Origin of the sequence: Flavobacterium sp., assembly GCF_965262375.1 — a bacterium.
Taxonomy (GTDB): Bacteria; Bacteroidota; Bacteroidia; order Flavobacteriales; family Flavobacteriaceae; genus Flavobacterium.
This window is the reverse complement of record NZ_OZ253527.1, coordinates 1,463,736-1,484,375: the sequence shown is the minus strand read 5'-3', so window position 1 is coordinate 1,484,375 and position 20,640 is coordinate 1,463,736. Positions and strand designations below refer to the sequence as shown.

25 protein-coding genes are annotated in these 20,640 nt (G+C 34.2%); 6 read left to right on the top strand and 19 right to left on the bottom strand.

The annotated features are described in order from the left end of the window. Positions 1-54: 54 nt before the first annotated feature. Together ACQY29_RS06890 and ACQY29_RS06885 are read right to left on the bottom strand one after the other, a co-directional pair. Positions 55-351, bottom strand: coding sequence for a DUF721 domain-containing protein (locus tag ACQY29_RS06890; RefSeq protein ID WP_428224498.1), 297 nt, complete (start codon positions 349-351; stop codon positions 55-57). Beyond that, positions 332-754: a hypothetical protein gene (locus tag ACQY29_RS06885; RefSeq protein WP_428224497.1), complete on the bottom strand. Its 423-nt coding sequence runs from the start codon at positions 752-754 to the stop codon at positions 332-334. The genes ACQY29_RS06890 and ACQY29_RS06885 overlap by 20 nt, the downstream gene beginning before the upstream one ends. Positions 755-917: 163 nt before the next feature. On the opposite strand from ACQY29_RS06885, the gene ACQY29_RS06880 reads away from it, so the two are divergent. Next, entirely contained in the window at positions 918-1,988 is a 1,071-nt protein-coding gene (locus tag ACQY29_RS06880) for a serine hydrolase domain-containing protein (protein WP_428224496.1), read from the top strand. 9 nt (positions 1,989-1,997) lie between these two features. Here the strand turns inward: ACQY29_RS06880 and ACQY29_RS06875 are convergent, their stop codons facing one another. Continuing rightward, complete coding sequence (locus ACQY29_RS06875; protein WP_428224495.1) at positions 1,998-2,615, bottom strand: glutathione peroxidase; 618 nt, start codon at positions 2,613-2,615, stop codon at positions 1,998-2,000. Positions 2,616-2,744: 129 nt separating this feature from the next. On the opposite strand from ACQY29_RS06875, the gene ACQY29_RS06870 reads away from it, so the two are divergent. Beyond that, positions 2,745-3,044 (top strand): DUF1905 domain-containing protein, encoded by a 300-nt coding sequence (locus ACQY29_RS06870; RefSeq protein WP_428224494.1) that lies wholly within the window; start codon positions 2,745-2,747, stop codon positions 3,042-3,044. Between the two features lie 48 nt (positions 3,045-3,092). Here the strand turns inward: ACQY29_RS06870 and ACQY29_RS06865 are convergent, their stop codons facing one another. From ACQY29_RS06865 to ACQY29_RS06855, 3 genes are read right to left on the bottom strand one after another with little or no spacing between them, the layout of a single operon-like run. After that, positions 3,093-3,770: an ABC transporter ATP-binding protein gene (locus ACQY29_RS06865; RefSeq protein ID WP_428224493.1), complete on the bottom strand. Its 678-nt coding sequence runs from the start codon at positions 3,768-3,770 to the stop codon at positions 3,093-3,095. Next, positions 3,770-5,026, bottom strand: a complete 1,257-nt coding sequence (locus ACQY29_RS06860; RefSeq protein ID WP_428224492.1) for an ABC transporter permease — start codon at positions 5,024-5,026, stop codon at positions 3,770-3,772. The genes ACQY29_RS06865 and ACQY29_RS06860 overlap by 1 nt, the downstream gene beginning before the upstream one ends. After that, positions 5,026-6,108: an efflux RND transporter periplasmic adaptor subunit gene (locus tag ACQY29_RS06855; RefSeq protein WP_428224491.1), complete on the bottom strand. Its 1,083-nt coding sequence runs from the start codon at positions 6,106-6,108 to the stop codon at positions 5,026-5,028. Before ACQY29_RS06855 ends, ACQY29_RS06860 begins: the two co-directional genes overlap by 1 nt. 90 nt (positions 6,109-6,198) lie before the next feature. Between ACQY29_RS06855 and ACQY29_RS06850 the strand changes: the two genes are divergently transcribed. The 3 genes from ACQY29_RS06850 to ACQY29_RS06840 are packed head-to-tail and all read left to right on the top strand — an operon-like array spanning position 6,199 to position 8,512. Next, a complete protein-coding gene (locus ACQY29_RS06850) occupies positions 6,199-6,933 on the top strand; it encodes a sulfite exporter TauE/SafE family protein (RefSeq protein ID WP_428224490.1) in 735 nt (244 codons plus the stop codon). Further along, complete coding sequence (gene ygiD / locus ACQY29_RS06845; RefSeq protein WP_428224489.1) at positions 6,933-7,760, top strand: 4,5-DOPA dioxygenase extradiol; 828 nt, start codon at positions 6,933-6,935, stop codon at positions 7,758-7,760. The genes ACQY29_RS06850 and ygiD overlap by 1 nt, the downstream gene beginning before the upstream one ends. 17 nt (positions 7,761-7,777) lie before the next feature. Continuing rightward, on the top strand, positions 7,778-8,512 hold the full coding sequence (locus tag ACQY29_RS06840) for a ZIP family metal transporter (protein ID WP_428224488.1): 735 nt from the start codon (positions 7,778-7,780) through the stop codon (positions 8,510-8,512). Between the two features lie 45 nt (positions 8,513-8,557). Here the strand turns inward: ACQY29_RS06840 and ACQY29_RS06835 are convergent, their stop codons facing one another. The 5 genes from ACQY29_RS06835 to ACQY29_RS06815 all read right to left on the bottom strand — a co-directional run bounded on the left by ACQY29_RS06835 (position 8,558) and on the right by ACQY29_RS06815 (position 12,380). Further along, positions 8,558-9,112, bottom strand: coding sequence for a DUF4256 domain-containing protein (locus ACQY29_RS06835; RefSeq protein WP_428224487.1), 555 nt, complete (start codon positions 9,110-9,112; stop codon positions 8,558-8,560). A gap of 94 nt (positions 9,113-9,206) precedes the next feature. Further along, on the bottom strand, positions 9,207-9,956 hold the full coding sequence (tpiA, locus tag ACQY29_RS06830; RefSeq protein ID WP_428224486.1) for a triose-phosphate isomerase: 750 nt from the start codon (positions 9,954-9,956) through the stop codon (positions 9,207-9,209). Between the two features lie 109 nt (positions 9,957-10,065). Continuing rightward, positions 10,066-10,563 (bottom strand): TlpA family protein disulfide reductase, encoded by a 498-nt coding sequence (locus tag ACQY29_RS06825; protein WP_428224485.1) that lies wholly within the window; start codon positions 10,561-10,563, stop codon positions 10,066-10,068. A gap of 146 nt (positions 10,564-10,709) precedes the next feature. Next, positions 10,710-11,801, bottom strand: coding sequence for a MauE/DoxX family redox-associated membrane protein (locus ACQY29_RS06820; RefSeq protein ID WP_428224484.1), 1,092 nt, complete (start codon positions 11,799-11,801; stop codon positions 10,710-10,712). A gap of 39 nt (positions 11,802-11,840) precedes the next feature. Further along, a complete protein-coding gene (locus ACQY29_RS06815) occupies positions 11,841-12,380 on the bottom strand; it encodes a DUF1599 domain-containing protein (protein ID WP_428224483.1) in 540 nt (179 codons plus the stop codon). Between the two features lie 73 nt (positions 12,381-12,453). Between ACQY29_RS06815 and folP the strand changes: the two genes are divergently transcribed. Continuing rightward, positions 12,454-13,275 carry a dihydropteroate synthase gene (gene folP / locus ACQY29_RS06810; RefSeq protein WP_428224482.1) on the top strand — a complete coding sequence of 274 codons (822 nt, stop codon included), beginning with the start codon at positions 12,454-12,456 and terminating at the stop codon, positions 13,273-13,275. A gap of 34 nt (positions 13,276-13,309) precedes the next feature. On the opposite strand, the gene ACQY29_RS06805 is transcribed toward folP, so the two are convergent. The 8 genes from ACQY29_RS06805 to ACQY29_RS06770 form a co-directional block, all read right to left on the bottom strand. Continuing rightward, positions 13,310-13,729 carry a tetratricopeptide repeat protein gene (locus tag ACQY29_RS06805; protein ID WP_428224481.1) on the bottom strand — a complete coding sequence of 140 codons (420 nt, stop codon included), beginning with the start codon at positions 13,727-13,729 and terminating at the stop codon, positions 13,310-13,312. Positions 13,730-13,990: 261 nt separating this feature from the next. Further along, entirely contained in the window at positions 13,991-14,404 is a 414-nt protein-coding gene (locus ACQY29_RS06800) for an acyl-CoA thioesterase (RefSeq protein ID WP_428224480.1), read from the bottom strand. Positions 14,405-14,434: 30 nt separating this feature from the next. Then, the gene (locus tag ACQY29_RS06795) at positions 14,435-16,180 is read right to left on the bottom strand and encodes an ABC transporter ATP-binding protein (protein WP_428224479.1); all 1,746 of its coding nucleotides are present in this window, start codon (positions 16,178-16,180) and stop codon (positions 14,435-14,437) included. A gap of 8 nt (positions 16,181-16,188) precedes the next feature. Continuing rightward, positions 16,189-16,932 (bottom strand): tRNA pseudouridine(38-40) synthase TruA, encoded by a 744-nt coding sequence (gene truA, locus ACQY29_RS06790; protein ID WP_428224478.1) that lies wholly within the window; start codon positions 16,930-16,932, stop codon positions 16,189-16,191. Positions 16,933-17,070: 138 nt separating this feature from the next. Further along, positions 17,071-17,457 (bottom strand): energy transducer TonB, encoded by a 387-nt coding sequence (locus tag ACQY29_RS06785; RefSeq protein ID WP_428224477.1) that lies wholly within the window; start codon positions 17,455-17,457, stop codon positions 17,071-17,073. 148 nt (positions 17,458-17,605) lie between these two features. Next, complete coding sequence (locus ACQY29_RS06780; RefSeq protein ID WP_428224476.1) at positions 17,606-18,001, bottom strand: energy transducer TonB; 396 nt, start codon at positions 17,999-18,001, stop codon at positions 17,606-17,608. 182 nt (positions 18,002-18,183) lie between these two features. Next, positions 18,184-18,816, bottom strand: a complete 633-nt coding sequence (locus tag ACQY29_RS06775) for a 7-carboxy-7-deazaguanine synthase QueE (RefSeq protein WP_428224475.1) — start codon at positions 18,814-18,816, stop codon at positions 18,184-18,186. A 102-nt stretch (positions 18,817-18,918) separates the two neighbouring features. After that, positions 18,919-20,628, bottom strand: a complete 1,710-nt coding sequence (locus ACQY29_RS06770) for a tetratricopeptide repeat protein (RefSeq protein WP_428224474.1) — start codon at positions 20,626-20,628, stop codon at positions 18,919-18,921. Positions 20,629-20,640 lie beyond the last annotated feature (12 nt).

Sequence of the window (20,640 nt, the reverse complement as noted above, 5' to 3'; positions counted from 1 at the left end):
CAATATACAGCAATATTACCAAACAAGTGGTAGTTTTTATTAAAATAAAAAAAACTACTTCAACACCACCTCTTTTACCACATCGCTACCTAATTCTTCATTAATCATGGTAATTATCTTTTGCTTTCCATAAGTCAATTCCTCACGAAGCACCGAAGAAGTCAACTCTACATATAGTGTTGACCCTTTTAATATCACATCACGGGTATAATGATTTACCCCATTACCCATCAAATTTTTCCAAGCATCCGCTACCGAAATTTGATTCAATCCCTTTTCGAGCTTATTCGTTTCAATAATTTGCTTGATTATATCCCCGATAGGACTATCATTACTCAGTCGTTTTGCCATCAATCGTTACTTTTGTATAATAATTTTCATTCCCATTTTCTGTTTCTAATACCAATTCGTCTTTAGAAATCTTAACCACTTTATCTTTGTGTTTTCCAAAAGCAGAAACAAAATTCAAATACAAATCCCCTGACTTCACTTCTGCTTTTACGGTTTCTTGCAAATCATCAACTAAAAATTTACCCGTGGGTTGCCAACGGACTTTTTTATGCATCCCTTGCTCATTTTTCCAAGAGAAATAATCGTAATTCTCATTTACTTTATATTCTTTTTCATCCCCTGCTGTGGTCTCAACTTTCGAAATTTGCCAATAGCCATTTAACTGCTCTAGTTCTTTAACTTCAACTTTTTTACCGCATGAAAACAGAATAACACTTATAACACCTAAAACTATCTTTTTCATTTTAATTTAATTTAAATCATAAAACCTATGATAAAAAACCAACTTACTTGATCTCATCTCCTTTTGTAGTATTATGAAACATCACATGCAAAATTAATCTAATCTATTAAACCTTTGGTTAGAAAATTAGTCTAAATTTGAAAGAACCCTTAACAATAATCCCATGCGTTATCTCATTACTTTGCTTTTCGCTCTAGCAACATTGACTGGATGCAGTCAAGATAGTAGCAATGAACCACCTCCAACTATTTCCGACAATTCTAAAATGTATTTCCCAACAAATTCTACTGCCTGGGAAACTCAAAATATAAGTAGCTTAAACTGGAACACTAATGCATTGAGTGATTTGAAAATTTTTTTACAAAATAAAAATTCAAAATCTTTTATGATATTGGTAAATGGTCGCATAGTCGTGGAAGAATACTTTAACGGACATAGTGCAACTACACCTTGGTATTGGGCAAGCGCTGGCAAAACCTTAACTGCGACATTAACAGGAATCGCACAACAAGAAGGCTTACTAAACATTAACAACAAAGTTTCTCAATATTTAGGCACGGGGTGGACCAGTGAACCCCTAGACAAAGAAAACCTAATTACTTGCAAACATTTATTGACAATGACCTCAGGCTTAGATGATGCTACCGATGCTGTTGACCCTGCCAGTTTACTTTACAAAGCAGATGCTGGTACGCGCTGGGCATACCACAATGTGTATGTGAAACTTCAAGAGGTAATTGCTAATGCCAGCAAGAAAACATGGGTGGAGTATTTTAACAGTAAACTAAGAGATAAAATTGGCATGGATGGTACGTGGCTAACTATTGGAAACAACGAAGTCTATTCGAGCACAACCCGAAGTATGGCACGTTTTGGTCTTTTAGCACTTAACAAAGGCAATTGGAATGGATTACAAATTGTTAATGAAGCCTATTTCAACGAAGCTACTTCAACTTCTCAAAATATTAATTTATCATATGGCTATTTATGGTGGTTAAACGGAAAAACTAGCTATCACTTGCCGCAAAGTCAATTGCAATTTAATGGAAGCCTTATTCCTTCTGCTCCTAGTGATATGTATATGGCATTAGGCAAAAATGACCAAAAAATATATGTAATCCCAAATAGAAAAATGGTAGTCATCCGTATGGGCGAATCCGCTGACAATGTCAACATGGCTTTATCCACTTTTGACAATGAATTATGGCAAAAAATAAATGCGCTAAACAATTAGCGCATTTGTTTAAGATTTTATCCATTCGATAACCGCAGGGTCATCAGGGCTTACATGAGGACCTAAAACTTGGTCTAAGTGCCCATTTTCATTAATTAAATATTTTTGGAAGTTCCAATGTAACACATTGTCTTTAAAACCATTTTTGGTCTTTTGTGTTAGAAATCTATATACAGGAGGCATGCTTCCAATCTTTAAACTCACTTTCCCCATCACCGGGAAAGTCACTTTGTATTTCTTCTTGCTAAAAGCTAAAATCTCTTCATTAGTCAAAGGTTCTGAGTTACCAAAATCATTGGATGGAAATGCCACTACTACAAATTTACTCCCTTTATACTTAGCATACATCGCTTGGAGCGTTTCTAACTGATCCACAAAACCACATTCTGAAGCCGTATTGACTACCATGATTTTCTTACCTCTTAAGCTAGCAAAATCATAACTTTTTCCTGAAATATCTGTCGCTTGATACTGATAAATCGTTTGCCCCTCTAAATTTCTATTGATAACAATTTCTTGTTTGTCCTTGTTAACGCTTTTATTAGCTTCATCGTTTTTCAAGGTCTCTTCTTGATTTTTACAAGAAAAAGCCAAAAAAGCTAATAAAAAAACAATACTTTTTTTCATCTGATAGTTTTTTGTTTTTTGGTGGAACGAAAATATAAAAAACTGAGTACTAAGCCTAACTATTTTTTAAAAAAGTTTAAAAGAATTAACCATCTTCTTGCTAACTTGTCACATTAAAAACCTTTTTTTATGGAGTTTCTAATCAAATACACTTTCTCCGCAACCATCTGGCAATACGAAGGACCTAACGGCTGGTATTTTGTGTCGTTGCCACAGGATATTTCTAAAGAAATACGAGACAACCTAAAATGGCAAGAAGAAGGCTGGGGACGGTTGAAAGCATCAGCGCAAATAGGCACTTACGAATGGAAAACCGCAGTTTGGTTTGATACCAAACAAAACACCTATCTCCTACCCATAAAAGCTGATGTGCGGACTAAATGTAAACTAGAAAAAGGGCAAGTGACTGAAGTGAGTGTGTTTGTGTAAAATTTGGTACACAAAGTCTCTCAAAGTTTTAAACAAAGTATCAAAAAATTATTTTACAATATTTCCATCCTCCATAGTCACAATGCGATGGGTACGATTCGCAAAATCGGGGTCGTGTGTCACAATTAACAAGGTTTGATTGTGTTCTTGGGTTAGTTTATTAAAAATATCAAAAACAATATCACTATTTTTCTTATCCAAATTCCCTGTAGGCTCATCTCCCATTATAATTAAAGGTTTATTTATCAAGGCACGGGCAATAGCGACACGCTGTTTTTGACCACCACTAAGTTGGTTAGGTAGTTTCAAAGCCTGTTCGTGCATTTCTAATGTACGAAGATGCTCCATGGCGTTATGCTCAATTTCTTCTTCGGAGAGTTTGCCTAATTTTAATCCAGGAAGCATCACATTTCGTAACACGTTAAACTCATTGAGCAAATAATGAAATTGAAACACAAAACCTATTTGTTCGTTACGAAGTTGTGCCAATTCTTTATCGGTTTTGCCTGTGATGAGCTGCTCATCCATAAAAATTTGTCCTTCATAATCGGTATCCATCGTAGAGAGTAAATACAACAAAGTCGATTTGCCACAACCTGATTTTCCCACAATAGAAACAAACTCGCCGTGTTCTACCTGCAAATCAATTTCTTTGAGTACCTGCATACGCACAGGGTCATTGAAATACTTAGTCAGTTTCTTGGTCTCTAATACTAAATTGCTCATTATTTACCTCTAATAATTTCTACAGGGTCTACTTTACTGGCTTTCAATGCTGGAAACAAACCAGCAATAAAAGTAGTGATTAATGCAAAAGTTACCCCTATGATATAAAACATTGGATTATAATTAATTGGGAATGTCTTTATGGTTGGCAAAGCTGCCGTATTAAAAGGCACTATATCAATAATATTAGACAAAGTAAATCCTAACACCAATCCGAGAATTCCGCCACTAATTCCAATAACCATTGATAAAATCATAAAAATCCATTTTACATCGTTACCCGAAAATCCAGTAGCTTTGAGAATGGCAATACTATCCATTTTCTCAAAAATCATCATATTCAAGATATTGTAAATCCCAAAACCAGCTACAATTAATAACACAATACCTACGGCATACGAAATTATACTTCTAATTGAACTTCCTGTTTCAAATTGCGAATTAGTTGTTTGATAATCAATTGTATCAGTCCTGTATTTAGTCGCAAATTCTTTTGCTAAAGCAGGAGCGGTTGTTACATCGAAAAGTTTTACTTGGATATCAGTGATAAAACTCTTGGGTACTCCCAAAATTTTTTGTGCTACAGAAAGCGAAGTATAACTGGTAATATCATCAATATCGGCTATTCCTATTTGGATAATACCAACAATTTTCATCGATGCCAATCCACCTTTTGGAGTCGAAATTTTGATAATATCACCTTTGTTCAACAACATTTTATCCGACAAACCTTTACCTATAACAATACTGTTGTTTTGCTGTAAATCTTCAATTTTTCCATCGACCATATAGTCGTTTAGTGAGAACAATTTCTGTTCCATCAAAACATCTATTCCGTTTACAATACCTGAAATTTCAATAGTTCCCGAATTAAAAAATACTGGAGTCGTAATTTTAGGCGCCACATCAAAAACACGATGGTCTTGCTTTAGACTTTGAATAATTGACTTGGCATTGTAAATTGATTTCCCCCTGTCTTTTGGCTTTACCGAATTGATGAAATTCACATCATTTTTATAAACTTCAGAAATATTCACCGGTTGATTTTCAGAAGGTTTAATTTCATTATACAGTCGAACGTGAGGGGTACGGTTGATAATTAATCCGTCGAGTAAGTCATTCATTCCGTACATAAAACTTACCAGCGTAATAAACATAGCAATCCCGAACGTTACTCCTGCCCCAGCCACAATGGTCTGTTTGAGTCGGGAACGCATCAAATGTACCGCTATCGAAAATATGAGTTTAAAATTCATTACTTCGGTAAATAAATGGTTTCGTTTGCTTGTAAACCTTCTAAGACTTCCACATTTTGGTAATCACTTAAACCCACTTTAATTTTTCGTTTTTCGTCTTCATTAACCAAAACATATTCTTCATCAATCAAATAATTACGTGGAATGGTCAACACATTTTTACGGGTTTGAATAATAATATTGGCTTCTGCTGTTAAGTTAGGATATAATTTTTGCGGAGGTTTTACAAAATGTGCTTCAATTTTAAAAGTTCTAGAACGCGCATCCATAATAGGATAAATTTTATCGACTGTGGCATCAAAAACTTGTCCTTTATAGCTATCCATCGAAATTAAAATCTTTTGCCCAGCTTGCACTCGAACCATATCGTTTTCATCGACATCTAATTCTAACAAATAGGAATTCTTTTTACCAATAATTGCCAAAGGTGTTTGTGGCGAAATCAAGGTACCTTCTTTTACTAAAACATCAAACAATTCACCCGAAAAAGCACTTTTTACGGTAAAATCGCCTTGAGATTTCTGACTGATTCGCAAATTGATGTTGTTGCGTTTTTGTTCGCTTTGCAACTGAATTTTTAATTGCGATAATTGTTTTAAAGCGGATGCATAAGCCGATTTGGAGTTTTTATATGCTAATTCTGCTTTTTCAAAATCTACTTCCGAAATCGCATTGTAAGCTTTCACATTTTTACTTCTATTATAAACCGATTCATCTAATACCAATTTATCTTTAGCCGATTGGACTTTTAGCTCCATTTCGGAAATTTTATCCTGAATTAATTGGTTATTGTTATTGCTCAGTTCATAGGTTAACCGAGCATTATCGGTATTCAGTTGCGCTTTTTCACTTTCAATTTGAAATAAGGATTGTCCTTTTGCAATCTCTTGTCCGACATTTACATTTACTTTTTGTAAAAATCCGCTAACGGTGGAAAAAACAGTGTATTGATTTTCAGCTTTAATGACTCCCGAAGCATAAACACTTTCGGTCACATTTCCTGATTTGGGTTGGGTTTCTTCAATATTTTTTTTAGCACAAGCTATAACAAAAAACAACGAAATTAATAGTTTTTTTTTCATCAGAAATACAAATCATATTGGCTATAAATTTACAAATTAAGAACTACTAACCTACTAACAATAATCAGTATTATTTAGTATATTTATGATATGGCTACAGAACTTCTTATCTATTTTATTTTACTGGCACTATTATCTGAAATTGTGGGTACCGTTGGTGGTTTTGGTTCCTCAATGCTATTTGTTCCTATTGCAGGGTACTTTTTGGATTTTCACTCCGTGTTAGGCGTTACAGCGTTATACCATTTATCGAGTAATGTGTCGAAAATTTATTTTTTTAGGGAGGGCTTTGATAAAAAACTGATCCTTCGAATGGGCATAACTTCTGTACTATTTGTGAGTTTAGGAGCTTATTTAAGCAAATTTTTAGCATCACAGTTACTAGAATTCATTTTAGCCCTTTTCTTAATAGCTTTGAGTCTTTTGCTTTTTATTTTTAGAGATAAAAAGTTACCTCCAACCAAAACGAATGCCTTACTAGGTGGAACCATTTCTGGATTTATAGCAGGCCTTTTAGGAACTGGTGGAGCAATTAGAGGTATTGTTTTAGCCTCTTATGGATTGACAACCAGTGTCTTTATTGCTACTTCTGCCATTATCGATTTGGGTATAGATACCAGCCGAAGCATCGTGTATTTTTTCAATGGATATATGCACAAAGACGATTTGTATTTGATTCCTATATTATTATTAGTTAGTATTTTAGGGACATTCATTGGTAAGAAAATTGTAAATTTATTAACCGAAAAACAATTTCAGAATTCGGTTTTAACCCTTATTTTGATAACAGGAATTGTAACACTTATCAAAAATTTTCCGTACTAATGACACTACAAAATTTAGACATAATAATCTCGCAATTTCCATTAACACTAAAAATGCCTTTGTTGTTTCTTGGTCACGGAAGCCCTATGAATGCTATTGAAGAGAATCAATTTGTTGCTGGTTTTAGACATATTGCCAAAACAATTCAAAAACCGAAAGCAATTTTATGTATTTCGGCACACTGGTTTACGAAAGGAACAAAAGTTACTGCTATGAAATTCCCTCCTACGATTCACGATTTTGGAGGATTTCCTGAAGCTTTATTCCAAGTACAATACAACACACCTGGAAGTCCTGAACTTGCCGAAGCTACTCAAAATTTACTAAAACCCACTCCTGTTGATTTAGACCACAATTGGGGCTTAGATCACGGTGCGTGGAGTGTTATCAAACATTTATACCCAAACGCAGATATACCCGTAATTCAATTGAGTATCGATTACACAAAACCAGCCGAATATCACTTTGAATTAGGAAAAAAACTTCAAGCCTTACGAGAAAGAGGTATTTTAATAATTGGCAGTGGAAACATTATTCATAACCTACGTTTAGTTGATTTTGCTAACATAAACAAAGTAGATTACGGATATGATTGGGCACATGAAGCATTCGACACCATCAATAAACAATTAATGGAAGGTAATTACAAGCCGCTAATCGAATACGAAAAACAAAGCAAAGCCTTCCAATTAGCTATTCCAACACCCGATCATTATTTACCTTTATTATACATCTTAGGACTTCAAAATAAAAATGAAGAATTAAGTCTGTTTAATAATCATTTATTAGCTGGATCCTTAAGCATGACAAGCGTTAAAATTGTATAATATTAATTTTTTAAAAAATGAGTCAAACACTAATTACGATACTACTTTATACTTGTATTCCTTTAATCACTTTTGTGTCAGGAGGTGCAATTGCTACCTATTTTAAACCAAATGCTACATTTAGGAGTGTTATATTACATTTTGCAGCGGGTGTGGTATTTTCTGTTGTTGCTGTTGAATTATTACCTGATATTGTTCACAGACATCAACCTCTGTATGTAGCAATAGGTTTCTTAATAGGAACAGGTCTAATGTTGATGATTAAAGATTTTACTGAAAAAGATGAAAACAAACACAAAACCATAGACGCTATACCTAAAATTCCTATTTCTTTTCTAGTAGCCATAGGTGTTGACATTTTAATTGATGGTTTTTTATTAGGCATAGGGTTTGCCTCTGGTGCAAAAGCGGGACTACTATTAACTTTAGCTTTAGCCTTAGAGATGTTTTCTATGGGGATGGCCGTAGCACTAGAGCTTGAAAAAGAAAGAATTCCTAAACAAAAGTCATTTTTTCATATTGTGGCGCTATCAAGTTTATTTTTAGTTAGTGCCACTTTAGGAGGAACACTATTACAAAATCTTTCCAATGACTGGATGGAAGTTGTATTATCTTTTGGGCTTTCAGCTTTACTGTTTTTGGTTACTGAGGAATTATTGGTTGAAGCTCATAATGAGGAGGACAAACCAATGTACACTGCCACTTTTTTCATTGGCTTTTTAATTTTCTTGATTTTAGGAATGACCGTTTAAGACCTACACAAACTATTATACATAAAAATCAGCAACCCTAACAAATTACACAAATAACATCCCTCTAAAACCACGTGCAGCATAATAGGAAGAAGCCCCATTGTGATATACAAACACTGTATCATACCTACAATCTCCAAAAATAGCGCCTCCTAATTTACGTACAGCTTCAGGGGTTTTTAGCCAAGTTGAGGTTTTTAAATCAAAAGCCCCTAAGGATTGTAATTTTCGATATTGAGTTTCTTCTAGCAATTCAATCCCCATGGTTTGCGCCATAGCACAAGCAGAGTTCTCTGGCTTGTTTTCTTTTCTTGAATTTAATGCTTCTGTATCGTAACACAAACTACGTCTTCCCTTAGGGCTTTCAGGGGAACAATCACAAAACAAAATAGCACCCGTCAACTCATCTTTACCAATAACATCAGGTTCTCCGCCAGTTTCTTCCATTAAGAAAAGACTATACAACTTGTTTGGTTGCGATTCTAATTTTGCAATAACTTCTTCCCAAGTGACATTCAAATGACGTTCTGGATGCGCTAGAAAACGCTTTTGAAGTGTTTGTAGTAATTGTTGCTTTTCTAGTTGTGTTAGTATTTTCATAAGCTTGATATTTTATGGAACGTTCCAACTGTAAGATAAAAAAAAACGCATCGAAAAATATCCATGCGTTTTTAAAAGTTTTTATCGTTTTGAATTAAATCCCATTTATAATCCCAATAAAATCCGCAGCATTCAAAGAAGCCCCACCTATTAATCCTCCATCTACATCAGGTTGTGAGAAAATTTCTTTAGCATTATCCGGTTTTACACTGCCACCGTATAAGATAGAAACTTGCTCAGCTACTTCATTTCCATAACGCTCTTGAATAGTTTCACGGATAAACTTGTGCATTTCTTGCGCTTGTGCTGGCGAAGCCGTTTCTCCAGTACCAATAGCCCAAACGGGTTCATACGCTAAAACGATGTTTTGCCAAGCCGCTTTATCCAAGTGAAACAAAGCATCTTTCAATTGGTATTCCACCACATTAAAATGTTGTTTATCTTGACGGTCTTTCAATTCTTCTCCAAAACAAAAAATGATTTTCATTTCGTGTTTCAAGGCAGTATCCACCTTATTTGCTAACAAAGCATCGGTTTCATGAAAATAAGCACGACGCTCAGAATGTCCCAAAATCACGGTTTTAATACCGATATCGGTTAACATATCCGCTGAAATTTCTCCAGTAAAAGCACCGCCTTCGGCTTGATGCATATTTTGAGCGACTACTTCAATAGCCGAATTATTTGCAGATTCTACCGCTTTTGCCAAATTAACAAAAGTGGGTGCAATCATTACTTTTGCATCGGTAGCAGGAAGTTGTTGCAACAACTCAGTAATCAACGCTTGTGTTTGCGTATTGTTTTTATTCATTTTCCAGTTACCGGCTACAATTTTTTGTCTCATTTTATTTTGAGTTAATATTAGTATTATTTAAAGTTTAAAAGTTTATGGGTTTAGAAGTTTAAAAGACGTTGTCTATCATAATTTTATAGCACGTCTAAAAAACTTTAAACTATTTCACCAATTCTTTTAAAAGTGTGGCCACTTTATCGTGGTCGGTTTCAATAGCTTTATACAAAGCAACATTCCCCTTTTTATCTAAAACAATATATCTAGGAATCCAATTGACATCTAAACTTTTTGCAAAATCACCTTTCATGGTTTCACCTATCAAAAAGTTGTCTCCTGGTAATTCGTGACGCTCTAGACCTGTTTTCCAAGCTTCAGGAGTTTTATCAAATGACAAAAACACAAAATCTACCGCAGGATTTTCAGCTTGCAATTTTTTTAGATTGGGCATATTTTTTACACAATCACCACACCATGACGCCCATAATTCTATAACCACGGGTTTTCCTTGGTGATTTTTTAAAACCTCTTTTAAGGTAATTAATTTACCATCGGTAGTAGTCAATTTGTATTGCAAAGCTGTTTCCGAAAGATTCTCTTGTGCCTTCGTACAAGAAATTTGAAATACAAAGGCTAATGCTAAAGCGATTATTTTTTTCATGATTTTATAAATTCAATTAAAAGGATTACAGATTTCAGAATGCTATTTAAAATATTATCGAATGTTTTGTTCATAATTCACAAATTACCTTTCATTACAATAAAATTATTCTAATATAAAAATTCTTAATTCTTAATTCTTAATTCTTAATTCTTAATTCTTAATTCTTTAAAAGGTTTATTGATTAACGTTTGATAGTCTTTTGGATTGAACTGATTTTCAGTAATGCCAAAATAATATTTATACTCGTTACCGTTCCATAAATATTTCACGCCAGGCGTATCTTTACCCGTCCCTAATAATTTCCAAAACGGAATAATTTCCACAATTTTATACGGAAATTCGGTGCCCGCAAACTTAAAGAAATCAGGAATTTTTTCCGGTTCTTCATTCATGAAAATGACATGAACACTTGGGAAATTTTTATTGGTTTTTCGTAATTCATTCAGCTCTTTAGCCGCTTGTTGACAATGGTCACAACCTGGCACGAAAAAGCATAAGGTTTTACGTCCGTTATCTATCGATGCGAAAAACTGTGCATAACCTGATTTTTTCTTCGCGGGTTCAGTCTCTTCTTTCTTTTCTTCATTTATAGGCTGTTTTTTCAGTGTATCTGTGACACTTTTCTGAGTAACTATAGAATCTTTGGGCAATTCAACTGAATCCTTTTTCACTGATGTACTGTCAACCGCTGTTGTTTCAGGTACAGTAATCGCTGCCGCTGATTTGATGGGAGCCAATACAAAAATGCATGCGATACTCAAAAAAGTAACCAAGCCTAAAGGCCAAAATTTATGCACTTCTTGAGGATTCTTAGGAAGCATGAAAAGTAATAAGCCCAAAATTATCATAGCGATTAAATTCTTAAAAATCGCTTCTATAGGTGTCATAGGCAATAACTCTCCAAAACAACCACAGTTTCCAGAGTTTCCTCCTGTGGCAAAAGTCACATAGGAAAGGTGAATCACAAATACGGCTAACAACCCAATTGTGGCAGGAATAATGATTTTCTTTAAAAAATTATTTTGCAAAATTAAAAAACCTAAAGCCAACTCGATTCCGATTAAAATTCGGGAAAACCAAGGAGCAATAGTTTCAGAAAATCCTAAAGGATACAATTGCTTTACTTCAAAAGTGGAAATAGCAAAATACGGTGACGGATACATTTTTGCAATGGCAGAAACCACAAAAAGTAACGCGATGATGATTCTAAATAATACGGTTATGTTTTTTTTCATGGATAAATTCAATTTTGGTTGGTAATAAATTGAATACTATTAAAATTTATTTAAATGTATCAAAGCAAACACCGAGTAATTAATCATGTCTTGATAATTCGCATCGATACCTTCGGAAACCAAAGTTTTCCCTTTGTTATCTTCAATTTGTTTGACACGCAAAAGCTTTTGTAAAATCAAATCGGTTAACGAACTTACACGCATATCGCGCCATGCTTCGCCATAATCATGATTTTTAGCTTCCATCAACTCTTTGGTCAATTTGATTTTTTCGTTATACAATGCCACAGCTTCGTCCACTTTCAAATCGGGTTGGGTCGCTATGCCTTTTTCCAATTGGATAAGTGCCATAATGGAATAATTGATAATTCCGATGAATTCCGATGCTTCGTCTTCATCTATTTTTCGCACTTCATTTTCTTGTAACGAACGGATGCGTTGCGCTTTAATGAAGATTTGGTCAGTTAGGGATGGTAAACGCAAAATACGCCATGCACTCCCATAATCTTTCATTTTTTTGGTATATAAATCGCGACATTGGGCAATGATTGCATCGTATTGTTGTGAGGTATTACTCATTTCTATGTTATCTTTGTATCAAATTTTTTCAAAAATAGCGATTTTAAAATTAAATGCTGTTAATAATTTGCAAATGGCAACGATAAACTGTAAAGGAAAACTGATTGATTTAACAACACCTCACGTCATGGGGATTTTGAATTGCACCCCTGATTCTTTTTATGATGGAGGAAAATTAAAAACTGACAGCTTGATTTTGAATCAAGTAGCTAAAATGGTTTCCGAGGGTGCTACTTTTATTGATATTGGCGGACAATCCTCACGACCTAATGCCGAATTCCTTTCAGCAGACCAAGAATTACAAAGGGTAGCCTTGATAGTAGAAATACTATTGAAAGAAAACCCTGAACTTTTGATTTCGATGGATACTTTTCATAGTGAAGTTGCAGATGCGTGTTTGCAAATGGGAGCGAGTATGATAAATGATATTTCCGCGGGTGGATTAGACGAAAAAATGTTTGAAATAGTTGCCAAACATCGAGTTCCGTATGTAATGATGCATATGAATGGTTCTCCACAAACCATGCAACAACAATCAGAATACAAGGATTTGGTAAAAGAAATTTTGTTTTATTTTTCTGAAAAAATAGCCAAAGCTAGAAGTTTAGGTATAACTGATTTAATCATTGATCCAGGATTTGGATTTGCTAAAACTGTGGTGCAAAATTTTGAATTACTCAATCAATTAGAATTACTCCATATAACCGATTTACCCATTTTAGTGGGAGTATCCAGAAAATCGATGATTTACAAAACACTAGAGACTACAGCTCAAGAAGCGTTAAACGGTACTACGGTTTTGAACACAATTGCCTTAACTAAAGGAGCTTCCATTTTGAGAGTACATGATGTGAAAGAAGCTGTGGAGGCAGTAAAGTTAGTCTCTTGTCTATAAAAAAAGACCGATTAAAAAATCGGTCTTTTTAAATTTAGTTACAATATTTTTTCAGCAATTCTTGGTCTTGTGTAGCTGATTTTTTCAAATCTTCACAAACCGTAGCCGTATTTCCTAAGGCGATGTTTGCTTGAGCACGATACAAATGCAGTAAATTTTCTTTAGCATCTATGGACAAACCTTTAGAGCAAGCCTCTGCACATTCATTATATTGCTTATTTTCATAATATGCTTGTGCCAAGTAGTAATAGGTCCCTCCCATATTTTTCTCAGAATTCACTAACTCTTTCAGCAATGATATCGCATCATTGTATTTTTGCTTATGCAATTTTTCTATAGCTTTTTCAAACAATTGATTTTGCTCAACTGTACGTGAACTTTTCTCAAGTGATTCTTTTTGAGCAAAAACGCTAAAACTTCCAAAGAATACTAAAATTAGAAATATCTTTTTCATAGGTTTAAATTTTATTTTAAAGTGGTAACATATGATATCCCCTTGTATTTATTTATGTTTGTTTACAACAAACTACTTATTAATGGGGATTTCATATATTATAATTAATTTTTATCCGTAACTTTTTTCACATTCCGTTTGTTCCACATTCGCTTATCACTACTTTCATAGTGATTAAAATGTTTACTCAACTTCTAACTCTCAAATCTAATCAAATTCAATTAGTTGAACAAGTATTTATTTGTAGAAATAAATCTGAGATTATCCTACAACAACTTCCGAGAACAAACCTGCCATTTGAGGAATACTATCTGGAGCCACAGGACGACCGTTTTTGACAGCTACTCCAGTTACTTTTGCAGAAACGATTAATTTATTATCCGACAAACGAATAATATCTTGATTAAAAACAACTTTTAAATTCCCTTCTTTTTCAACACTAATTTCAACTTTAAATTGGTCGCGACTCACTAAAGAATTTTTGAAATTAATTTCAATGCTTTTTACCACTAAAAGAATGTTGTTTTGAGCAAATTCTACAAAATCAATGCCTTTATGATGTAAAAATTCGTGTCGAGCATGCTCTAAATAATTTTGATATACTGAATTGTTTACGATGCCCTGAACGTCTAATTCATAGTCACGAACAGACATTTCTAAACTGTATTTTTCCATTCTATTTTTTTTTAAATTTAATCTTCCCTATTAATGCATTATAAATTGAGCCTCGTACAACTTACGATAATACCCATTGTGTAGTTGCAACAATTCCTGATGTGTACCTGACTCTACTATTCCTCCCTTTTCTAAAACAATAATTTTATCTGCATTCACCACCGTTGCTAATCGATGCGCAATGACAATAGATGTTCTATTTTGAGTTAAAGTCGTCGTTGCTTTTTGAATCATTTCTTCCAAAAAAACATCCACAGAGGAAGTCGCTTCATCTAAAATAAGAATACTAGGTTGACTCACATAGGCGCGCAAAAAGGCCAATAATTGTCTTTGTCCAGACGACAACACAGCTCCACGTTCTTTTACATCATAGTCATAACCATTAGGCAAATTCATGATAAACTCATGAGCACCAATAGCCTTAGCAGCAGCCACAACATTCTCTCGTGAAATATCAGAATTATTCAAAGTTATATTATTATGAATCGTATCAGCAAAAAGAAAAACATCTTGTAAAACAACCGCTATTTGACTACGAAGGCTTTCTAGTGTAAAAGCTTTAATGTTTTTATCATCAATAGTGATACTTCCTGATTGAATATCATAAAACCGATTGAGTAAATTGATAATTGTCGATTTTCCAGCACCCGTAGCCCCAACAATTGCAAGAGTTTCGCCTGCTTGAATATGCAAATCAATATTTTTTAAAACAGGTTCTGCTTTTTTATATCCAAAAGTAACTTGTTTAAAATTAATATTCCCATCAAATTTTGGCGCAACTACCTTTCCATTATCTTCTACATCTTTTTCCGAGTCCAATACTTCAAAAACGCGATTGGCAGCAATCATCCCCATTTGCATTTCATTGAATTTATCAGCGATTTGACGTAAAGGGGTAAAAAATATAGAAATATACATAGTATAAGCAAACAGATGCCCCACTTGCGTAAAAGGGTCGTGATGAAGCAACAGAATAGAACCATACCAAACAATACCACTCAGAGTAAGATAGGTCACAATATCAGCTATGGGAAAAAAAATAGAGTTATACCATACATTTTTCACCCAAGCTTTTCGATGTTGATGATTTATTTCTTTAAATTTTTCTAATTCAATGTCTTCACGGGTAAATAATTGTACAATTTTCATTCCCGTAACCCGCTCTTGTACAAAGGTATTCATGTTAGCCACCTGATTACGAACCTCTTCAAATGCAACTTTCATTTTTATTTGAAAAATTCTTGTAGCATATAGCAATATTGGCATAGCCACAATAACTATTAAAGTTAGTTTCCAGTTCATGTATACCATAAAACATAGAATTGCGAACATTTTCATCAAATCACTGATAATCATGAATAAGCCTTGACTAAAAATACGTGCTATGGCTTCAATATCCGAAACCGAACGTGTTATTAATTTCCCAACAGGTTCATGGTCGAAATACGTAATTTTAAAACTGGTTAGATGTCGGAATAATTTTAACCGTATATCTTTAACAATATCTTGTCCCAAAACATTAGCCCAAAAAACAAAATAGTATTGCGCAATAACTTCCAAGAACAGAGTGCCTCCCATAATGAGAATCATAAAAAGAAATCCATCTATTTTTTTTGGGACAACATAATTATCCACAATATCTTTGAGTAAATACGGGCGCAATGCAGCGAAAACTGAGAGCAAAACAGCCCAAACAATAACGCTATAATAGCGCCAACGATAGGGTTGCGTATAACTTAAAATTCGTTTAAAAAGTTTGGTATCAAATGCTTTCATCCACTACTTTATTCTTCCACAATATAAGGATATTTCACGCTACAAAGAAAAAGTCCTTGCGCAGGTACGGAGAACCCTGCTTTTTTACGGTCTTTACTTTCAATAATTCTCACTAAATCTTCCTTGGTAATTTTATGCGTGCCTATATCCACCAAGGTTCCCACAATGGCACGTACCATATTACGCAAAAAACGGTCAGCAGTAATAGTAAACTTTAACAAATGACCTTCTTGTTGCCAAAAAGCCTCAGTGATTTTACAATTGAAAGTATGCACATCCGTATGTGTTTTTGAGAAACATTCAAAGTCAATATATTCCAATAAAATTTTAGCCGCATCATTCATCACTGCTACATCCAAGCTATGATGATTAAACCAAGCGGTTTCAGTAGCAAATACATCTTTACGTGTGGTTATAAAATAATGGTAGGTTCTTGCCGTGGCATCAAAACGGGCATGTGCTTCTTCATGCACTGGAAGTATACGAAACACACTGATATCTTTAGGTAAAAAAGCATTGGCGCGCTGTTTTAATTTTACCAAATCTAAGGTTTTATTGGTATCAAAATGACCATACATTTGCGAGGCATGCACCCCTGCATCGGTTCTTCCTGCCCCAACAATTTCAATAGTTTCTTGCAATAAGGTTGAAAAAACTTTATTTAAGGTTTCTTGAACAGAAATAGCATTGGGCTGGTATTGCCAGCCGTGATAATGGGTTCCTTTATAGGCAAATTCTATAAAATATCTCAAAACGTGTCTTTATTTGCAAAGATAAAGATTTGAATCAATTTCATTCAGAAACTTCAACCTAGTAACATAAAACAAACAATAAAAAAAGGAGAATACCCTTACTGGATACCCTCCCGAAATATTTTTAAACAAAAGTACTTACTTTAAAGTAATAGGAAAAACATATTCTACATCCACATTTTCACCTTTCATTTTTCCTGGCTGCCATTTAGGACATTTAGACAATACGCGTTTCACTTCTGTACCAGCCGTACCCACATCTTTTAAAATACGTACATTGGTCACGTTGCCCATTTTATCAATAACCATACTCACTTGCACAACCCCTACTGGAAAATCTTCTTCTTCAGGGGCTTTGAAATTCTTCATTACAAACGCCATGAATTCATTAATCCCTCCTGGAAAAAGAGGTTTAATTTCCACTTGCTCATAAGGCACAAGCGCAACTGGATTTACAAACAATTCTTTTGCAAAACTTAAACTCACCATCCATAAGCTTAAGAATAATACTAAAACCTTTTTCATACCCCACAGATTTATTTATTAGTTAAGTCAATATTACAGTTTAATCGACGAATTAACAAAAAAAATCGATGAAATGCATAATTTAAGTTTTTGTATTAAATTTTTCCTACACAAAAAGCAAAAAAAAAGCTGCCGTTGGCAGCTTTTTTTAAATTCGTATTGTGACAGGTAAGGTATACAATACCCTAACCGTTTTACCATCCTGATCTCCTGGTGTCCACTTAGGACTTGATTGCAATACCCTTGTGATTTCTTGAGCAGTACCATGACCTAAATCATTTATCACCTTTATATCAGACACACTTCCATTTGCCTCAATCACAAAAGTAACTTTCAATACCCCTCCAGAAAAATTCTCATCACTGGGAGCTTGAAAATTTTTACCTACAAACTTCATGAACATATCATTTCCTCCTGGAAATATAGGTTGATTTTCAACTTGTTCAAACGGAATAGGTGCTGATTTCAAAGCCACATTCAAAGGCGCCTGAGCCAAAACCACTTGACTCACCCACAAAAGTACAAACAATAACATTTTCTTCATGGTAACAGTTTCTTTAGGTTAACAGTCCGTTACATCCTCGGCAAGCTTTCAATTTGGGGACTAAAAGCATTTGTTTTTTGTAAATATATAATTTTTACAAAAACAAAAAACATTATTTACAAAAAAAACTAAAAAAAATTAAACTTTTTATTTTTTTTATAACGATTTTACTTACAAACCAACTATGGAATATTCAAGTACTTATGAGTTTGCAATGAAATTTTCCACTTAGGATTTTGCATCACATAATCAACAATTAACGGTATCATTTCATCTCTTTTACTCCATTCTGGCTGTAAAAACAATACAGTATTTTGCCCTACCCGTGCTGCTTGCTCTTCAGCAAAAGAAAAATCATGTTTATTATACACTATTATCTTCAGCTCATCTGCAAAAGCATAGGCTTCTTCAACAGGCATTTTAGTCTTTTTAGGCGACAAACAAAACCAATCCCACGTACCACTTACCGGATATGCCCCAGAAGTCTCAATATGCACCCTAATTTCATTTTCTTTAAAAAGTTGTGTCATAGGATTCATATCCCACATAAGTGGCTCACCACCTGTAACCACAACTGTTTGAGCATACTTTTTCACATTAGCTACAATATCTTTAATTTTTGTAGGAGGATGCAAATCAGCATTCCAACTCTCTTTTACATCACACCAGTGACAGCCCACATCACAACCTCCAATTCTAACAAAATAAGCAGCAGTACCCGTATAGGCGCCTTCTCCCTGAATGGTATAAAACTCTTCCATCAAAGGCAACATTGTACCTCTATCTACTTCCAACTGTATTTCTTTAGCTAACATAAATCATATAAAAGGGTTGCAAATATACGCAAAATAAGCACATTACACATAAAAAAGAAAACCGACAGTTGCCTATCGGTTTTTCTATTCTATACTATTTTCTTACTTCAAAACATTTTTCAAATTCAAGGCATCTTTATCCGTTGGATCTAAGGCTAACGATTTTGAAACGTAATCATTAGCTTTTAACTTATCTGTTTTACCATAGTATCTAGCTAACTCATTATAAGACTCTACTAACTTACCTTTGTTTTTCTCAATTAAGTCACCACCTTTACCCAGAATTACTTTCACATAATCCTCATAACTTGTCGCCATTTGAGTTTTAGCAGTAGCTTCAGTCAACAAACTATTTACACGCGCTCTATAAATGTGAGCATCTTGAGTAGTGGGCGATTTCGTAGTAACAACCGCAAAAGCTTTGTCTGCTTTTTGTAATTGTGCCATATCTGGAGATTTAACCTCTGCTCCAATATTATTAAAGTACAACGAATACCCTAAAAAGAAATTATCGTATAAATAATTTTTAGATGTTAAATCAGACACCGCTACTTCATAAATACCCGCTGCATATTTGTATAATTTTCTTTCAAAATAAACCTTACCAATCTCGTTTAACTCATTTGCTAACACTGGATCTAAACTAACAGCTTTAGCTAAATTACTAACTCCTGCATTATAACCTTCTTCACTAATTACAGGCTTAACCCCTTCTGCACTAGCAGGAATTGCCTGCTTAATTTGACCAACTCCTAAATACAAATAATCTCTACCGATAGTGCGATTAGACGTATTAGAAACATATTTATGCAAAGCATCAACTGCCGCTGCATAATTTCCATTCTCAAAAGAAGCATACCCTAAATAACGCATAATACGAGGATTAACCTTATCCAATTTAGCCATTTCATTAGCTTCTTTTTCCAAAGCTGCATAATCTTTAGTATATACTAAGAAATCAGCAAAACGCATACGAGTAGCTAGAGAATAATCCGTTAAACTCATGTATTTTTGATAATTAGGCATAGCCTTAGCCACTAAATCTTTAAATTTTGATTTATCACTATTTAAAGCTAACTGCACATAAGTTTCCGCTAACTCTCTATAAGCAGGACCATAGTTAGGATTTTCAGCAATTAACTGCTCTAAGTTAGATTTTGCCCCGTCAAAAGCTTTTGCTCCTTTCAACAACACTGCTTGTTGCAATTTAGCACGCAACAAAGTCGCATCAGCAGCTAACGCATTTCTATACGCAGCATAAGCATCGTTTTGAGCTGTAGAAGACTTTCCTTGCCCTAAAGCAAGACAATACGCATCACCAATAGCTAATTGCAATTGTGCATCAGTAGGATTGATTGCTTTAGCTTTATCTAACACTTCAATAGCTTTAGTAGCATTAGGATTCACTGAATTCACATAAGCTTTACCAATATACACAAACTGCTCAATATCTTTTTTCTTCATATTAGCAGTAGCTTGATCAAAATTAAACTGCGCTGCTTGTGCATTTCCATTATCTAAGTCCAATTGACCTAAACCAATATAATTTAACACACCACCATCTTTTTTAGTCAAAGCCGATTGAAAAACAGCCTTAGCAGAATCCTGATACGTTTGACGCAAGTAAACATTTCCTAGCAAGAAAGATGCTTTCCCATTATCCGGATTCGATTTAATAACCGATTTTAAAATAGATTTTGCTTTTTCATATTGTTCAGCATCAATAGCTTTTTTGGCAGACTCAACATCTTGAGCAAAAGCACTAGCTCCTAAAGCTAAAAAAGCGATACTGAAAATTTTATTCTTATTCATCTTCTTAACTAT

What these genes read in the sequence shown, in the direction of transcription:
- ACQY29_RS06890 (WP_428224498.1), bottom strand. Translation starts at nt 351, where the DNA reads ATGGCAAAACGACTGAGTAATGATAGTCCTATCGGGGATATAATCAAG.
- ACQY29_RS06885 (WP_428224497.1), bottom strand. Translation starts at nt 754, where the DNA reads ATGAAAAAGATAGTTTTAGGTGTTATAAGTGTTATTCTGTTTTCATGC.
- ACQY29_RS06880 (WP_428224496.1), top strand. Translation starts at nt 918, where the DNA reads ATGCGTTATCTCATTACTTTGCTTTTCGCTCTAGCAACATTGACTGGA.
- ACQY29_RS06875 (WP_428224495.1), bottom strand. Translation starts at nt 2,615, where the DNA reads ATGAAAAAAAGTATTGTTTTTTTATTAGCTTTTTTGGCTTTTTCTTGT.
- ACQY29_RS06870 (WP_428224494.1), top strand. Translation starts at nt 2,745, where the DNA reads ATGGAGTTTCTAATCAAATACACTTTCTCCGCAACCATCTGGCAATAC.
- ACQY29_RS06865 (WP_428224493.1), bottom strand. Translation starts at nt 3,770, where the DNA reads ATGAGCAATTTAGTATTAGAGACCAAGAAACTGACTAAGTATTTCAAT.
- ACQY29_RS06860 (WP_428224492.1), bottom strand. Translation starts at nt 5,026, where the DNA reads ATGAATTTTAAACTCATATTTTCGATAGCGGTACATTTGATGCGTTCC.
- ACQY29_RS06855 (WP_428224491.1), bottom strand. Translation starts at nt 6,108, where the DNA reads ATGAAAAAAAAACTATTAATTTCGTTGTTTTTTGTTATAGCTTGTGCT.
- ACQY29_RS06850 (WP_428224490.1), top strand. Translation starts at nt 6,199, where the DNA reads ATGGCTACAGAACTTCTTATCTATTTTATTTTACTGGCACTATTATCT.
- ygiD (WP_428224489.1), top strand. Translation starts at nt 6,933, where the DNA reads ATGACACTACAAAATTTAGACATAATAATCTCGCAATTTCCATTAACA.
- ACQY29_RS06840 (WP_428224488.1), top strand. Translation starts at nt 7,778, where the DNA reads ATGAGTCAAACACTAATTACGATACTACTTTATACTTGTATTCCTTTA.
- ACQY29_RS06835 (WP_428224487.1), bottom strand. Translation starts at nt 9,112, where the DNA reads ATGAAAATACTAACACAACTAGAAAAGCAACAATTACTACAAACACTT.
- tpiA (WP_428224486.1), bottom strand. Translation starts at nt 9,956, where the DNA reads ATGAGACAAAAAATTGTAGCCGGTAACTGGAAAATGAATAAAAACAAT.
- ACQY29_RS06825 (WP_428224485.1), bottom strand. Translation starts at nt 10,563, where the DNA reads ATGAAAAAAATAATCGCTTTAGCATTAGCCTTTGTATTTCAAATTTCT.
- ACQY29_RS06820 (WP_428224484.1), bottom strand. Translation starts at nt 11,801, where the DNA reads ATGAAAAAAAACATAACCGTATTATTTAGAATCATCATCGCGTTACTT.
- ACQY29_RS06815 (WP_428224483.1), bottom strand. Translation starts at nt 12,380, where the DNA reads ATGAGTAATACCTCACAACAATACGATGCAATCATTGCCCAATGTCGC.
- folP (WP_428224482.1), top strand. Translation starts at nt 12,454, where the DNA reads ATGGCAACGATAAACTGTAAAGGAAAACTGATTGATTTAACAACACCT.
- ACQY29_RS06805 (WP_428224481.1), bottom strand. Translation starts at nt 13,729, where the DNA reads ATGAAAAAGATATTTCTAATTTTAGTATTCTTTGGAAGTTTTAGCGTT.
- ACQY29_RS06800 (WP_428224480.1), bottom strand. Translation starts at nt 14,404, where the DNA reads ATGGAAAAATACAGTTTAGAAATGTCTGTTCGTGACTATGAATTAGAC.
- ACQY29_RS06795 (WP_428224479.1), bottom strand. Translation starts at nt 16,180, where the DNA reads ATGAAAGCATTTGATACCAAACTTTTTAAACGAATTTTAAGTTATACG.
- ACQY29_RS06785 (WP_428224477.1), bottom strand. Translation starts at nt 17,457, where the DNA reads ATGAAAAAGGTTTTAGTATTATTCTTAAGCTTATGGATGGTGAGTTTA.
- ACQY29_RS06780 (WP_428224476.1), bottom strand. Translation starts at nt 18,001, where the DNA reads ATGAAGAAAATGTTATTGTTTGTACTTTTGTGGGTGAGTCAAGTGGTT.
- ACQY29_RS06775 (WP_428224475.1), bottom strand. Translation starts at nt 18,816, where the DNA reads ATGTTAGCTAAAGAAATACAGTTGGAAGTAGATAGAGGTACAATGTTG.
- ACQY29_RS06770 (WP_428224474.1), bottom strand. Translation starts at nt 20,628, where the DNA reads ATGAATAAGAATAAAATTTTCAGTATCGCTTTTTTAGCTTTAGGAGCT.